The organism is Desulfovibrio sp. JY, assembly GCA_021730285.1.
Taxonomy (GTDB): Bacteria; Desulfobacterota; Desulfovibrionia; order Desulfovibrionales; family Desulfovibrionaceae; genus Solidesulfovibrio.
This window is the reverse complement of the sequence record CP082962.1, coordinates 1690550-1704425: the sequence shown is the minus strand read 5'-3', so window position 1 is coordinate 1704425 and position 13876 is coordinate 1690550. Positions and strand designations below refer to the sequence as shown.

The 13876-nt window shown below is 66.1% G+C and carries 17 protein-coding genes; 5 read left to right on the top strand and 12 right to left on the bottom strand.

Annotation, left to right across the window (positions count from 1 at the left end):
• The 9 genes from K9F62_07635 to K9F62_07595 form a co-directional block, all read right to left on the bottom strand.
• Complete coding sequence (locus K9F62_07635; GenBank protein UJX42527.1) at positions 1–552, bottom strand: F0F1 ATP synthase subunit delta; 552 nt, start codon at positions 550–552, stop codon at positions 1–3.
• On the bottom strand, positions 549–1133 hold the full coding sequence (locus K9F62_07630) for a F0F1 ATP synthase subunit B (protein UJX42526.1): 585 nt from the start codon (positions 1131–1133) through the stop codon (positions 549–551). The genes K9F62_07635 and K9F62_07630 overlap by 4 nt, the downstream gene beginning before the upstream one ends.
• 44 nt (positions 1134–1177) lie before the next feature.
• Positions 1178–1597, bottom strand: a complete 420-nt coding sequence (locus K9F62_07625; GenBank protein ID UJX42525.1) for a hypothetical protein — start codon at positions 1595–1597, stop codon at positions 1178–1180.
• Positions 1598–1740: 143 nt separating this feature from the next.
• The gene (locus tag K9F62_07620; GenBank protein UJX42524.1) at positions 1741–2142 is read right to left on the bottom strand and encodes a polymer-forming cytoskeletal protein; all 402 of its coding nucleotides are present in this window, start codon (positions 2140–2142) and stop codon (positions 1741–1743) included.
• Between the two features lie 61 nt (positions 2143–2203).
• Positions 2204–3316 (bottom strand): rod shape-determining protein RodA, encoded by a 1113-nt coding sequence (gene rodA / locus K9F62_07615; protein UJX42523.1) that lies wholly within the window; start codon positions 3314–3316, stop codon positions 2204–2206.
• 21 nt (positions 3317–3337) lie between these two features.
• The gene (gene mrdA, locus K9F62_07610) at positions 3338–5203 is read right to left on the bottom strand and encodes a penicillin-binding protein 2 (protein ID UJX42522.1); all 1866 of its coding nucleotides are present in this window, start codon (positions 5201–5203) and stop codon (positions 3338–3340) included.
• Positions 5193–5663, bottom strand: coding sequence for a hypothetical protein (locus tag K9F62_07605; GenBank protein ID UJX42521.1), 471 nt, complete (start codon positions 5661–5663; stop codon positions 5193–5195). The genes mrdA and K9F62_07605 overlap by 11 nt, the downstream gene beginning before the upstream one ends.
• Positions 5660–6628 (bottom strand): rod shape-determining protein MreC, encoded by a 969-nt coding sequence (gene mreC / locus K9F62_07600; GenBank protein ID UJX43169.1) that lies wholly within the window; start codon positions 6626–6628, stop codon positions 5660–5662. Before mreC ends, K9F62_07605 begins: the two co-directional genes overlap by 4 nt.
• 115 nt (positions 6629–6743) lie before the next feature.
• Positions 6744–7775, bottom strand: coding sequence for a rod shape-determining protein (locus K9F62_07595; protein UJX43168.1), 1032 nt, complete (start codon positions 7773–7775; stop codon positions 6744–6746).
• A 116-nt stretch (positions 7776–7891) separates the two neighbouring features.
• Between K9F62_07595 and K9F62_07590 the strand changes: the two genes are divergently transcribed.
• The 5 genes from K9F62_07590 (at position 7892) to K9F62_07570 (ending at position 11135) form a co-directional block, all read left to right on the top strand.
• Positions 7892–8806, top strand: coding sequence for a TIGR01212 family radical SAM protein (locus tag K9F62_07590; protein ID UJX42520.1), 915 nt, complete (start codon positions 7892–7894; stop codon positions 8804–8806).
• A 175-nt stretch (positions 8807–8981) separates the two neighbouring features.
• A complete protein-coding gene (locus K9F62_07585; GenBank protein UJX42519.1) occupies positions 8982–9452 on the top strand; it encodes a methylated-DNA--[protein]-cysteine S-methyltransferase in 471 nt (156 codons plus the stop codon).
• 36 nt (positions 9453–9488) lie between these two features.
• The gene (locus tag K9F62_07580) at positions 9489–9980 is read left to right on the top strand and encodes a hypothetical protein (GenBank protein UJX42518.1); all 492 of its coding nucleotides are present in this window, start codon (positions 9489–9491) and stop codon (positions 9978–9980) included.
• A gap of 43 nt (positions 9981–10023) precedes the next feature.
• The gene (locus K9F62_07575) at positions 10024–10677 is read left to right on the top strand and encodes a riboflavin synthase (GenBank protein ID UJX42517.1); all 654 of its coding nucleotides are present in this window, start codon (positions 10024–10026) and stop codon (positions 10675–10677) included.
• Between the two features lie 26 nt (positions 10678–10703).
• Positions 10704–11135 (top strand): DUF4019 domain-containing protein, encoded by a 432-nt coding sequence (locus K9F62_07570; GenBank protein UJX42516.1) that lies wholly within the window; start codon positions 10704–10706, stop codon positions 11133–11135.
• A 3-nt stretch (positions 11136–11138) separates the two neighbouring features.
• On the opposite strand, the gene K9F62_07565 is transcribed toward K9F62_07570, so the two are convergent.
• From K9F62_07565 to K9F62_07555, 3 genes are read right to left on the bottom strand one after another with little or no spacing between them, the layout of a single operon-like run.
• Complete coding sequence (locus K9F62_07565; GenBank protein ID UJX42515.1) at positions 11139–12083, bottom strand: aliphatic sulfonate ABC transporter substrate-binding protein; 945 nt, start codon at positions 12081–12083, stop codon at positions 11139–11141.
• The gene (locus tag K9F62_07560; protein ID UJX42514.1) at positions 12080–12883 is read right to left on the bottom strand and encodes an ABC transporter ATP-binding protein; all 804 of its coding nucleotides are present in this window, start codon (positions 12881–12883) and stop codon (positions 12080–12082) included. Before K9F62_07560 ends, K9F62_07565 begins: the two co-directional genes overlap by 4 nt.
• The gene (locus tag K9F62_07555) at positions 12880–13704 is read right to left on the bottom strand and encodes an ABC transporter permease (GenBank protein UJX42513.1); all 825 of its coding nucleotides are present in this window, start codon (positions 13702–13704) and stop codon (positions 12880–12882) included. The genes K9F62_07560 and K9F62_07555 overlap by 4 nt, the downstream gene beginning before the upstream one ends.
• Positions 13705–13876: the final 172 nt, after the last annotated feature.

Here is a 13876-nt window from a genome sequence, read left to right as displayed (position 1 = left end):
CTACTCACCCCTCTTGATTTGTTCTTTCAATATTTCAAGTTGGGCGCGAAGGCTCGCGTCCAACACCTTGTCGCCGACCTTGAGGAGCACGCCGCCGAGGATGGCGGGATCGACGGCAAAGGACAGCACCAGCTTTTTGCCGGATTGCTTTTCGAGTTTGGTCTTGATCTGGTCCTGCCGGGTGTCGGCCAGGGCGTACGCGGTGACGAGCTGACCGCGCAGCACGCCCTCGGCCTCGTCCAGAAGCGACCGGTAGTAGGCGGCCACCTCCAGCACGAAGGGCAGGCGCTCCTTGTCGGCCAGGAGCGAAAGGAAGTTGACGACACTGGGCTTAAGGCCAAGCTTGCCCAACACCCCGGCCAACACCGCCTTCTTGTCCTCGGCGGCGATGACGGGATTGGCGAAGACCTTAAGCAGGTCCGGGGACGCCTCAAGGACGGCGGCGAAGGCTTCCAGGTCCTTGCCGTACTCCGCCGGGGCTTTCTTGCCGGCTTTCTTGGCCAGCGCGAAGAGCGCCTTGGCGTAACGGCGCGCGACGATGTTGCCGGTCAATTGAACACCACCTTTGTTAAGTATTCATCCACAAGCTTTTCCTGGTCCTTGGCCGAGAGCTTCTTCTCCAGCATCGCGGACGCGGCGGAAACCACGGACTCGGCCAGCTCGGCGCGAATCTGCTGCACGGCGACCTTGGCCTCGGCCTCGGCGGCGGATGCGGCCTGGGCCTTGATCTGGGCGGCCTTGACTTCGGCGGCGGCGATGATGGAGTCGCGCAGGGCCTCGCCCTGACGGCGATATTCCTGCTCGATGGCGGCCTTCTCTTCGGCCAGGTTGCTGATCGAGGCCTCGATGTCGGCCAGACGCTTGGCGGCGTCGGCCTTGCGCGCATCAAGGTCGGACAGCTGGTTTTCGATCTGCTGCGTGCGGCCGCGGAAGAAACCCACGATCTTCTTGCCGGCCAGCTTGGCGATCACGCCGAAGACCAGCACGAAGTTGACCACCCGAAACAGGAAATCCTTCCAGTTAAGCCCGTGATGCGCCGCTTCCGCGCCGTTTGCGGCCTCCCCGGAGGCGTAGGCCACAGCGGCCACGCCGAGCACCAGGACAACGGCGGCGATGAGGTGGAGCTTTTTCAATTGAACCCTCCCTTTCCTTGAGAAATCCACGGGAACCCCCGAACCTAGGCCGCGAGCACCTTGGCAACTGCCTTGGAAGCAAGACCCGAGATCTTGGTCGAAAGCGTCTTTTGCGCCGCTTCGGTCTGCACGGCGATGTCGCCCCTGGCCGCTTTCATCGTCGTGGCGGCCTCGGCGGAGGCGGCGTCGAGCACATCCTTTTCCCGGGCCAGGCCCTCGTCCTTCATGGCCACACGCTGGGCCGTGGCGGCCTGGCGCGCCGCATCGAGGGCGGCTTCATAACCTTTGAGCTTGGTATCGGCGGAAGCGGTGAAGGAGTCGATGCCGTCCACCTGGGAGGCGATGAAATCCGCACGCTTTTTGAGCATGCGACGGATGGGCCCGATGAGGATGACGTTAAGCAGGATCAGGATGAGCAGAAAATTGACGAATTGGACGAAAAACGTTGCATTTAGGTCAATCATCGGCACCCTCCGGGAGGTTGTGAAAATTTTTGCAAAGTCAGCAAGCGGCTGTAGCGGATTTGAGCCGGCCTGTCCAGCCCTTTTTGCCAAAAAGGGGAACCGCCATGCGGCGCGGAAACCGCACAACGCCTGTTTTTTCCGACCTATACCCTCTCTGGCGCGGCCTCGCCGCCCGTCAGCGCCACCGGACCGTTTTCGGGATCCTGGCGAACATCGTTCGGCCCGCCCATGACCACCTCGCCATCGAGTCGCCCGCCTTCCTCCAGGGACATGGCCGGGGCGCGCACCGAGCCGGTCAGACGCCCGGTCGCGTGCACGGCGACCAGGACCGCGGCCGTGACCTCGGCCGCGACCGCGCCGCCGCATACCAGCCGGCCGACCTCGAGCCGGCCGGTGACCCGCGCGCCTTTGCCCACGATCAGAGTCCCGGAAGAGACGATCTCGCCTTCGAATGTCCCGTCGATGCGCACCACGCCGTCAAAGGCCAGGCGTCCGACAAAGGACGTCCCGGCCCCCAAAAAGGCGTTGATGTCGTGCTTGCCCACGGCGATCCTCCGGCTGCCGGCGAGGATGGACTCCCTCCCGTGCGCCGCAAGATCCCGTCCGCTAGCCCTTCTTGAATAAAAAGCGCCGCATGGAGACGTTCACGACGATGCCCACGAGGGTGAAGTTCACGATGGTGGCGCTCCCCCCGTAGCTGATAAACGGCAGGGGGATGCCAACGACCGGCATGATGCCGAGCACCATACCCATATTGATGAGGATTTGCCAGAAGAAATAGAAGAAGACCCCGGCCGCCAGATAGCTGCCGAAGCGGTCCTTGGCGTTTCTGGCCGTGACGTAGAATTGCAGCAGAAACAGGCAGAAAAGGGTCAAAAGCGCGATGGCCCCGACAAAGCCCCACTCCTCGGCGAAGACCGCCACGGCGAAGTCGGTGTGCTTTTCCGGCAGGTAGCGCAGCTGGCTTTGCGTGCCCTCCAGAAAGCCCTTGCCCCACATCTGCCCCGAGCCGATGGCGATCTGGGACTGGATGATGTGGTAGCCCGCGCCGAGCGGATCGCGCTGGGGATCGAAGAGCGTCAGGATACGGCCCTTCTGGTAGGGTTTGAGAAAAAACCAGCCGCAGGGAATGAGGATCGGCCCGGCGATGGCCAGGGTCTTGAGGACCGGCCCGGTGAGCCCCCGATAGAGGATCAGGCCGCACACCAAAAGGAGCACGTTGAGCCCGGTGCCGAGGTCGGGCTCGACGATGATGAGCCCGGCGATGGGCAGGGACACGGCCAGAATGCCGGCCAGATCGATCCAGCCCATGCGCTCCGAGCGCTTGGAGAGGATCTTGGCGGCCAGGAGCAGCATGGCGATCTTGGCCAGTTCGCTCGGCTGAAAAGCGTAACCGCCGATGGGCAGCCAGCGTTTGGCCCCGGACACGGTCTTGCCGAAAAGGAGCACCATGATCAGCAGCACGGCCACGAAGATGGCCAGGGGCCAGGCGATGGTGGCCAGGTGCTTGTAGTCGAAGAGCACCATGGCCAGCATGCAGCACAGCCCGCCGAGGCCCCAGATGAGCTGCTTGTTGTAAAAGGGCTGCATGGACAGTTCGTCGCCCATGCGAAAGCCGCTGGCCGAGTAGAGGTTGAGCACCCCGACCCCGAACAGCAGGGCGGTCAGGCCGAGCAGGGGCCAGTTGACGCAAAGAATCAGGCGGCGGTCAAACGGCATGAAACGTCCTTGCAGAGCGGTCTAATCCGGGATCTCACCCGGAGCGGCGGCGGGTTCGGGTTCCGCAGCCGGCGCCGCGGCGGCGGCCCGGGCCTTCTTGGACGGGGCGGGACCGAAAAGGTCTTCGTAAATCTTGCGTTCGATGGGGCCGCAGATCTCGCCGCCATGCCCGCCGGCGTGCTCCACGACGCAGACCACGACGTAGGTCTTGCCGTCCTTCTTGCCCCAGCTCGCCATCCAGGCGTGGTCGCGCTGTTCGTAGGGCATGAACTTGCCCTTGACCCGCACGTCGGCGTTGACGAGCTTGACCACCTGGGCCGTGCCGGTCTTGGCCCCGGTCACCACGTCCGGGCGGAAAAGCGACTTGCCCGTGCCGCGTTCGACCGTGGCCACCATGGAGTCGACGATGAACTGGCGGTCGACGTCCTTGAGCGGCAAGTCGGCGTCAACCCGGGGGGCCTCGGTCTCCACCAGCTCGGGCTTGCGCAGCTTGCCGTCGGAAACCAGGGCCGACAGGTAGCGGGCGATCTGCAGGGGCGAGGTCAGCACGTAGCCCTGGCCGATGGAGGCGATGACCGTCTCGCCCCGGGACCAGGCCGCGCCGAAGCGTTTGCGCTTCCACTCCTTGGAGGGAATGAGCCCGCCCTTCTCATGGGGCAGGTCGATGCCGGTGCGGGCGCCGAACCCGCTGGCCAGGGCGTAGTCGTGGATGCGCTCGATGCCCATGCGGTCGCCGAGCTTGTAGAAATAGACGTCGCAGGAGTGGACCAGGGCGTCCCTGAGCGCCAGGGCGCCGAAGCCCGATTTCTTCCAGTCGTGGAACTCCCGGTTGCCGACCCGGTAGGCCGGCGGGCAGCTCACCACGTCGCCGGGCTTGATGAATCCCTCGGACAAGCCGGCGGCGGCCATGAGCAGCTTGAAGACCGAGCCCGGCGGATACACGCCCTGGGTCACCCGGTTCTGGATGGGATGGCGGGGATTGTCGCGCAGCTCCTTCCATTTGTCCGTGGGCACGCCGAGCACGAACAGGTTGTTGTCGAAGCTCGGCTCGCTGACCATGGCCCTGATCTTGCCCGTATCGGGCTCCATGACGATCAGCGCCCCGGCCTGGCCCTCCAGGAGCTTGGCGCAGGTTTCCTGCAGCTTGACGTCGATGGCCAGGGTCACGTCCTTGCCGGCCTGGGGCGGCTCCAGGATCTGCTCGTTGTGCTGGCGGCCAAAGGCGTCCACCTCGACCTGCTTCTTGCCCTTGGAGCCGCGCAGCACGTCCTCCAGGGCGTATTCCAGGCCCTGCTTGCCCACGGAATCGCCGAGCGACAACTCGGGATTTTTCTCCAATTCCTGCTCGTTGGCCTCGGCCACGTAGCCGAGCACGTGGGCCATGAGCGGCCCGGTGGGATAGGAGCGCTTCTGGCGGATGACGATGTCGAGGCCGGGGTAGAACATCTCGTTGGCCTCGATGCGGGCCAGGGCCTCGTAGGGCAGGTCGGTGATGAGGATCAGCGGCTCGAAGGGCTTGACGCGCTTTTTGCCGCGCCGGAACGTCTCGGCCAGCGCCGCCTTGTCCACCCCCGTCCATTCCGAAACCTTGGCCAGGGTCCCGGGCACGTCCTCGCAGTCCTCGCGCACCAGCCCCAGGGCGAAGGAAGGTTCGGACACGGCCAGGGGCACGCCGTTTTTGTCCAGGATGCGGCCCCGGGCGGAATTGATGAGCACCTGGCGCAGCTGGTTGTCCCGGGCCATCTCCGCGAACTTGGTCCCCTTGTGGACCTGCAAATACCACAGGCGCAGGGTGAACAAGCAAAAAAGGCCCAACACCAGAAGCTGGATCAGGACGAGCCCGGACCGGGGGGCGTGTTGCTGGGGCGCTTCGCTGTCAAGCCGCATGGGGAGTATCCGGAAGGTAACGGTGGATCAGGTAGATAAGGCCCCACTCGACGGGGAAGATCAACGCTTGCATCACGCTTTCCATGAGCAGTCGCTCCAGGGGGACGGTCCAGTCCAAAAGCAGGGCCATGAGGTTTATCAGCACGAAATGCATGGCCCCCAGACACAGCCCCACGATGAACATGAAAAGGAAATTGCGGGCCTCGAAGAGCCAGTGGCCGAAAAAGTACAGGCCGGCCAGCCCGCCGTACCACAAAAGCCCCGCCCCGAAGGCCAGGCTGCCGGTCCCTTCCTGAATGAAAAGCCAGGCCAGCCCGAGCCAGATGGGCACCGTCCACTTCTCTTCCTGCATGGCCAGGATAAGGCCCGGGGCCAGAAAGTCCACCCCGGGGATGGCGTTTTCCAGCCAGACGCCGCAGACGGTGAAAAGCGCCCAGAAAACAATGCGGCCCAGGTTCATTGGCCGGTATGCCGGGGCGATTTCCGGCGTTTCTTGCGGTCGGCCGGGGCGGCCTCGTGCTTTTGCCCGTCGGCGGGGACGGCCTTGACCGCCTGGGGCGCGGGAGCGGGGGCGACGCCTTCCTGGCGCGCGGCCGCGGCCGGAGTCTGGGGCACGGCGGAGGGCTGGGGCGCGTCGCCGGGACGGGCGGCCGGGGCTATGGCCGCCGGCGACTTGGGATAGCGGGCCGCCTTGTCCGCGGCGACGGAACCGGGCTGGTTCGCGGCGGAAGCCCGGAACAGCAGGGCCACTTCCTCGAGCCGCAGCGGATCGAACAGCGGCGCGGCGTGGATGAGCTGGAAAAGCGAGGCCCCGTATCGGCCCACGGATGTCACCCTGGCCACGGGCACTCCCTTTGGAAAAATCTCCTCCAGGCCCGAGGTGACCAGGATCTCTCCCTCTTCGATGGGCGTGCCCTGGGGCACGTATTCCAGGATCAGTTCATGGCCGGGCCCCTCGCCCTTGAGAATGCCCTGGGTGCGATTGGTCTGGGAAAGCACGGGGATGCGGCTGTTGGGGTCGGTGATGAGCAGCACCGTGGCTGCGCTCGGGGAATAGCGCAGCACGCGCCCGACCACGCCTTCCGGCGAGACGACCGGGGTGTTGGTGGTCACGCCCGAAGCGCTGCCCTTGTCGATGAGGAACGTTTCCAGGGCGGCGTTCGGTCCCAGGCGATGGGAAATGACACGCGCCCCCTGGCGCGTCCAGTCGCCGGGCGGAGTCATGGACAACAGCCGGTGCAGGCGCTCCACTTCCGAGGCGTTCTCGCGAAGCCTGGACAGTTCGCCTTTCGCGGCCGCAAGCTCCTGAAGCAGCTGGTCGTTTTGCTGCCGGATGCCCACGAAATACAGATAGCGGGTCCAAAACGACGCCACCTGCCCCTGCACCCACTTTCCCGGGGCCAGGACCCACCTGGCGAACTCCAATCCGCTATGGCTCGCCAACGTGTCGACGTAGCCTGTCCGGATGTTCCAGGTAAAAAGGCCCAGATAAAGAAAGAGGACGATGAGCAGGCCGATCGCGATCCGCTGGGGAGACGGTTTAATCTATCGTGACCTCCCTTAGCACATTCAGGTTGTCCAGGGCCTTTCCGGACCCGAGGACAACCGTCGAAAGGGGATCCTCGACAACGGTGATGGGAAGGGAGGTCTCCTCGCGCAACAGCTGGTCGAGGCCGCGCAGGAGCGCCCCGCCGCCGGTCAGGACGATGCCGCGGTCCACGATGTCGGCGGCCAGTTCCGGCGGCGTCTGTTCCAGGGCGATGCGCACGGCCTGCACGATGCTCTCCACCTGTTCGGAGATGGACTTCTGCACTTCCTCGGCGGTAATGGTGATGTTCTGGGGAATGCCCGTGACCAGGTCGCGGCCCTTGACTTCCATCTCGCCGGAGCTGGTGGAGTGGTGGGCGGAGCCGACCTGGATCTTGATCTGCTCGGCCGTGGATTCGCCGATGAGCATGTTATATTTGCGCTTGACGTACTGCATGATGGCTTCGTCCATCTTGTCGCCGCCCACGCGCACGGATTTCGAATAGACCACGCCGGAAAGGGAGATCACGGCCACCTCGGTGGTGCCGCCACCGATGTCGACCACCATGTTGGAGGTCGGCTCGGTGATGGGCAGGTTGGCGCCGATGGCGGCGGCCATGGGCTCCTCGATGAGGTAGACCTCACGGGCGCCGGCGCTTTGGGCCGATTCCTTGACGGCGCGCTTTTCCACCTGGGTGATGCCGGTCGGCACGCAGATGATGATGCGCGGCCGGACCAGTCGCCTGGAATTGTGCACCTTGGAAATGAAATGGCGCAGCATGGCTTCCGTAACCTCGAAGTCGGCGATGACGCCGTCCTTCATGGGCCGGATGGCCACGATGTTGCCGGGGGTGCGCCCGAGCATCCGTTTGGCCTCGAGGCCGACGGAGAGCACCTTGTTGCCGCCGCGAGGGTCCTTCTTCACCGCCACCACCGACGGCTCGGACAGCACGATGCCCTTGCCCTTGACGAACACCAGCGTGTTGGCCGTTCCCAAGTCGATGGCCAAATCGTTGGAGAACAGGCCCAATATACGATCCAAAATCCTGGACATAGCGCCTCGCTTGCCGCAAACTCGGCTCTCGTGATCTCGTAAACGCGTTGTGTTTGCCGATTCGCACCGCGTTGTCAACGGTTGATTTTCCGCCCCGGCGACCGGCCATGATCCAGCGTTACAATACCCTTTCCCAGGCGTACCGGCGGCTTTTCGGCCGCCGCGCAAAAAAAATACCCCTCGACGCGGGCAGCGCCTGCCCAAACCGCGACGGCGCGATTTCCCGCTCAGGGTGCCTGTTTTGCAATGCGGCCGGGTCGGGGACGGGTTTTTATCATAAAGGCTTCGGGCTCCGGGCGCAATGGGACAGGCTCACTCCCCCGGCCCGGGGACGCGGTGAGGCCCTTGTCGCCTATCTCCAATCTTTTTCCAATACCTACGGCCCGGCGGCGCGGCTGGCCGGGCTGCTTGGCGAACTGTGCGCCCTGCCGGACGTTTGCGGGCTGTGCCTGGGCACGCGGCCGGATTGTCTGGACCCGGAAAAAATCGCCCTGCTCGCCGCCGTCCCCCTTCCCCATGTCTGTCTGGAACTGGGGCTGCAAACGGTGCGGGACGAAACGCTTACGCGCATCAACCGGGGCCACGACGCGGCCGCCTTCGCCGCCGCGGCCAGGCTTGCGGCCGCGGCCGGGCTTTCCGTCACGGCCCATCTCATGGCCGGACTGCCCGGCGAATCGAACGCGGATTTTTTCGCCGCTGTTTCCTTTATTAATGATCTTCCCGTCACCGGGGTGAAATTCCACAATACCCTGGTCGTCGCCGGCGCGGGGCTGGCGGAGCTTTTCGCCGCCGGGGGCTACGTCCCGCCAGGGCGCGAGACGTACGTCGCGGCCGTCAGCGAGGCCATCGCCCGGCTGCGGCCGGACATCGTGGTCGAACGCTTAAACGCCGACCCCGCGCCCGGGGAACTCGTCGCCCCGGCCTGGGCCGCGGACAAGCGCGGCGTGCGAGAAGCCATCGCCGCCGCCCTCGAAGCCGGCGACATCCGACAGGGCTGCCGCTACGTCGCGCCCGCCCCCTGACGCCCCCTGACGCCCCCTGACGCCCCCTGGCGTCCCAAGGCGACATATCGTATATCGCCTGCATCCTTTTTTCGGGTTCTGCGCACCCCACTCGCACCCTGTAAAAGTTTTTTGGAAGGGGTCCGGGGGAACCTTTTTTTCAAAAAAGGTTCCCCGGCCGCCGGAGGCTCCCGCCATGACCAGCCCAAATCTAACCGAAACGTGCGCGGCCGCGCCGTTGGCCCTCGGCATCGAGTGGCGCGGCGGCGAGATTATCAAGATGCGCCTCATGTGGTCCGAGGACCGGGAACCGTCGCTGGCCACCCCGGCCGGCGAGGCGTTGCAGGCCGCACTGGCCCGCTATGTGGCCGGCGAGGCCCCGGACTGGCCCGAGTTGCCGCTTTCCTGGCAGGGCGTATCGGATTTTTCCCGGCAGGTGCTGACCGCCCTGACCCGGGTTCCCCTGGGGCAAAAAGTCAGCTACGGCTGGCTGGCCGCCCGGGTGGGCCGACCCAAGGCGGCCAGGGCCGTGGGCCGGGTCATGGCCGCCAACCCCTTTCCGCTGCTCATCCCCTGCCACCGGGTGGTCGGATCGAGCGGCGCGCTGATCGGATTCGGCCCGGGCGTCGAGATGAAAAAATACCTGCTGGAGCGCGAGGGCGCCTGACCGCCGCAGCACGTGTTTCCCCGGGAGGAGCAACGCATGAGGACCGCACATTGGAGCCGGCTGGCCATCGTGTTGGCCGCCGTCCTCCTTTCGACGGGGCTTCGGCCCGTTTGCGCCGCCGAGCGCCCCTCCTTTTCCGTGGATGCGCCCGGGAACGCCACGTACGAGCAGCACATCGTCGCCCTGTGGGAAAAGACCAAGCCGGCGTTGCGCGAGGATCTGGCGGCCAATCTGCCGGACGCCGAATATCTGCGCCTGGGCAAACCCATGCGGGCCGCCTGGGTCAATCTCCAGGTCCACGGCTCGCTGCACCACGCGGACAAGCGGGGCAGCGGCGTGGCGGACACCAGGGATGACACGCTCGCCGACCTCGTGGGCAAGATCATCGAGCTCGTGGACGACGTCTATGGCTGGCCGCCGGACACGCCTCGGGAGCGGGAAGACAAGCGCCAGGCCATGCGCAAGAGCCGGCTGGAATACAAGATCAAGCGGTTCGACGCGGTGCTGCGATCCGCCAACGCCAACTAACGACCCCGGCGGCGACCGAGCCGCCCTCTTGTAAGGATAAGCGATGTTTACGGGACTGGTGATGGGACTTGGCCGCGTGGCGGCCATGGACGCGCGCGGCGACGAGACGCGCTTTCGCATCCAGGCGCTTTTCGACCTGGACAACATCGTCATCGGCGAATCCATCGCCGTAAACGGTGCCTGCCTGACCGTGGAGACGGCCGGAGAACGGGAGTTCACCGCCTACGCCTCGGCCGAGACGCTGTCCAAGTCGGGCCTCGGCAAGCTCAAGCCCGGGAGCCAGGTCAACCTGGAACGCGCCCTGGCCCTTGGCGACCGGCTCGGCGGCCATCTGGTGTCCGGGCACGTGGACTGCCTGGCCAGCGTGGAATCGGTGACGCCGCTCGGCCAGTCCGTGCGCTACAAGATCACCTTTCCCGAGGAATTTTCCCAGTTCGTGGTGCCCAAGGGCTCGGTGGCCCTCGACGGGGTGAGCCTGACCGTCAACGACTGCGGCGACGGGTTTCTCACGGTCAACGTCATTCCCTCGACCCAGGGCGCGACCACCATCGCCGCCTGGAAGCCCGGCGTCTCGCTCAATATGGAGACGGACATGCTGGGGAAATACGTGCTGCGCATGCTCACCCCCTGGCAGGAGGCCAAGGCCGGGAAGGCCTCGAACATCACGGAAGGCTTCCTGAAACAACACGGATTCTGATCTCCCATAGCCACCTGGAGGACCTCATGAAAACGCGCATCGCTTCTTTGCTCGTCCTGATCCTGCTTTTTCCGGCCGCAGCCCTGGCGGGGGCCGACTCCGCCGTGACCGACGCGGAGAAGCCGGCCGTGACCGCCGCCAAGGCCTGGCTCGGGCTCATCGACGCCGGCGACTACGGCAAAAGTTGGGAGGAAGCGGCTCCCTTCCTGCGGGCCGCCGTCACGAAAGAAAACTACGCCAAGTCGCTGTCCGCCGTTCGCCAGCCCCTCGGAGCCCTCGCCTCCCGCAGCCTTGCCCGGGCCGAGAGCAAGACCTCCCTGCCCGGCGCTCCGGACGGCGCGTATGTCGTCATGGCCTTCGACGCCCGCTTCGCCAACAAGGAAAACGCCATCGAAACCGTGACCTTCGCGCGCCAAGCCGACGGAACCTGGCGCGCGGTGGGCTACTACATCCGGTAGCCCTCAGTTCACGAATTCCCGGTCGATGACCACGGCCATGTCCGGCGCGGCCGGGATCACCTTTTCGCGCACCAGAAAATCCGCCGTGGCGGCCAGGCTTTTCACGATGCCGTCGTCCAGGCGCAGCCTGTAGACATGCCGGGCCAGCGCCGCCTTGGTCGCGGCCAGGGGCAAGCCGGTCTGCGCGGCCATGATCCGGGCCGTCTCCTCCGGATGGGTCGCCGCGTAGGCCGAGGCTTTTTTGAGCGCCGCGAAAAACATGGTCAGCGCCTGCTTGTTGGCCGCGACGTACTTTTTGCGGGCCAGCAGCATGATCGGATACTCGTTGCCGAGCCCGGACAGATCGACGAGCTGGCGCGCGCCCCTGGTTTCGGCCACGGACGGCGTGGGCTCGCTGGCGGCAAAGGCGTCGATGGAGCCGGCGAAAAGCGCCTCGGTCATGGTCGGGGGCGAAAGATCGATGATCTCCACAGCCCCGGCCGGAATGCCCGCCTTGTCGAGCGCCGCCAGCACCCCGCCGTAGGTGGAGGTGCCCTTTTTGACGCCGAGCTTCTTGCCCTTGAGATCAGCCAAAGTGTGAAGCGGCGAATCGGCCCGGACCATGATCCGGTGGCGTCCCTCGCCCGTGGCGTGGCTGGCCAGCATGACCATGCCGGGGGCGCGCGCCGCCATGATGAGCGCCGCCGTGTCGCCCATGGCCGCGACATCCGCCGCGCCTGAATACAGCGCCTCGGAACAGGCCGGGCCGCTGGAAAACTGCAACGGCGTCAAATCGAGCCCGGCTTCCTTGAAATAGCCCTCACGCAGGGCGATGATCGGCATCACGCTGCCGATGCGGTCCTGGTAGGCCAGACGCAACGCGGGCCCTTCCCCGGCCATGGCCGCGCCGCACGCCATAAGCATGGCCAGCGCCCAAAGCGCCGCCGCCAGCATCCATCCCCGTTTCACGATTTCCCCTCCTCGGTCGCGGCCGGCGTTTGCAGCAAACAGGCCCGCAGCGCGTGCCGCAACCGCGCCTCGAGCTCCATCACCTCCCGCCCGAGCCGCTCTCGCGGCCGGGGGATGTCCACGGAAACCTCTTCGACGCAGCCGCCGCCAGCGCGCGGCATGACCAGCACACGGTCGCCGCAGTAGGCCGCCTCTTCCACGCTGTGGGTGACGTGGAGCACGGTCGCGCCGGTCTCGGCCCAGATGGCGAGCAGTTCGTCCTGCAACCGCTCGCGCGTGGGCAGGTCCAGGGCGGAAAAGGGTTCGTCGAGCAGCAGCACGGCCGGCGAAAGCGCCAGCACCCGGGCGATGGCCACCCGCTGGCGCATGCCGCCGGAAAGGGCGTGGGGATACTTGGCCGCGTGGCCGGAAAGCCCCATGCGGGCGATCTCCCGGCTAACGGCCGCTTCGAGGGCTTCGCCGCGAAGGCCCTGTCGCCTAAGCCCAAAGCCCACGTTGCCGGCCACGGTCAGCCACGGGAAAAGCGTGGCCTCCTGAAAGACCACGGCCCGGGCCGGACCGGGGCCCGACACAGACCGCCCGTTGCAGAGTACCCGCCCCCGACGCGGCGCGAAGAAACCGGCCACGAGATTTAAAAGCGTGGTCTTGCCGCAGCCGCTCGGCCCCAGCACGCACAGCCACTCGCCCGGCGCGGCGAGCAGGGAAAAATCGGCCAGCACCGGCCGGGCCGGTATGCCGCCGGCCCCGTACCAATGGGTCACGGCCTCAAGGCGCACGACGGCCCGCGCATCCCCGTTCACGGCCGCTCCCGGTCCAGGGACCAGCGCCGCACGGTCACGGCCTCCAGGCGGCCGAGCACCACCCCTTCCACGAAAAAGCCGATGGCGCATATGATGACCAGACAGGCGAAGGAGGAAAGGTAGTCGAGGGTCCAGCGGGCCTGGATGATGGAATAGCCAAGGCCGGTGCCCGCGCCGACGACCATCTCGGCCGCGACCAGCACCCGCCAGCCCGTGCCGCAGCCGATGCGCAGGCCGGTTAGGACCATGGGCAGGGCGGCCGGCAGGAGCACCCGGAAAAAAAGCGCGTTTTTCCCGGCCCCGAGCATCCCGGCCGCGCGCACCAGCGCCGGGTCCACGCCCCGGATGCCGGAGAGCACGCCCACGGCGATGGGGGCGAAGGCCGTGGCCGCGATCATAAAGACCGTGGCCGCCGGGCCGATGCCGAAGGCCAGGATGGCCACCGGGATCCAGGCGAGGCCCGGCACGAGCAGGAATAGGCGGGGAATCTGGCCGGCGGCGGCCTCGAACAGCGGGAACCGCGCCGCCAGCACCCCGTAGGCGATGCCACCCGTGGCGGCGAGCCCCAGCCCGGCCAGCCAGCGGCCCAGGCTGGCCCGGACATGGGTCAGGATGCCGTGGCCGCTCAGTTGCGCACCGGCGAGCAGCTCGATGAGCCGGCGGCCGGTCTGCAACGGTGTGGGAAAAGGGACGTCTCGCAGGGTGGAAATGGCTATTGCGGCAATTTGCCAAACGGCCAAGAGAACGAAAAGACCGGCAAAAGCTCCAAGAAAACCCCGCATACTCCCGGGGCAAAGCCGCTTGCCAAAGGGAAACGCCATCCGACCTCAAGAGCACAGCATTGCAGTGACAGACCGTATCGCTTGCGACAGGCGCGAAGCACACCGCCGCAACAGATTCCGCCTCATGGCATACGTCCAGGCAGCTGGTCAATTGCGACACCGGCTCCGGGCGGGTCTGGACGGCCGGACCCGCAGCCGGTATTTGGGCCGC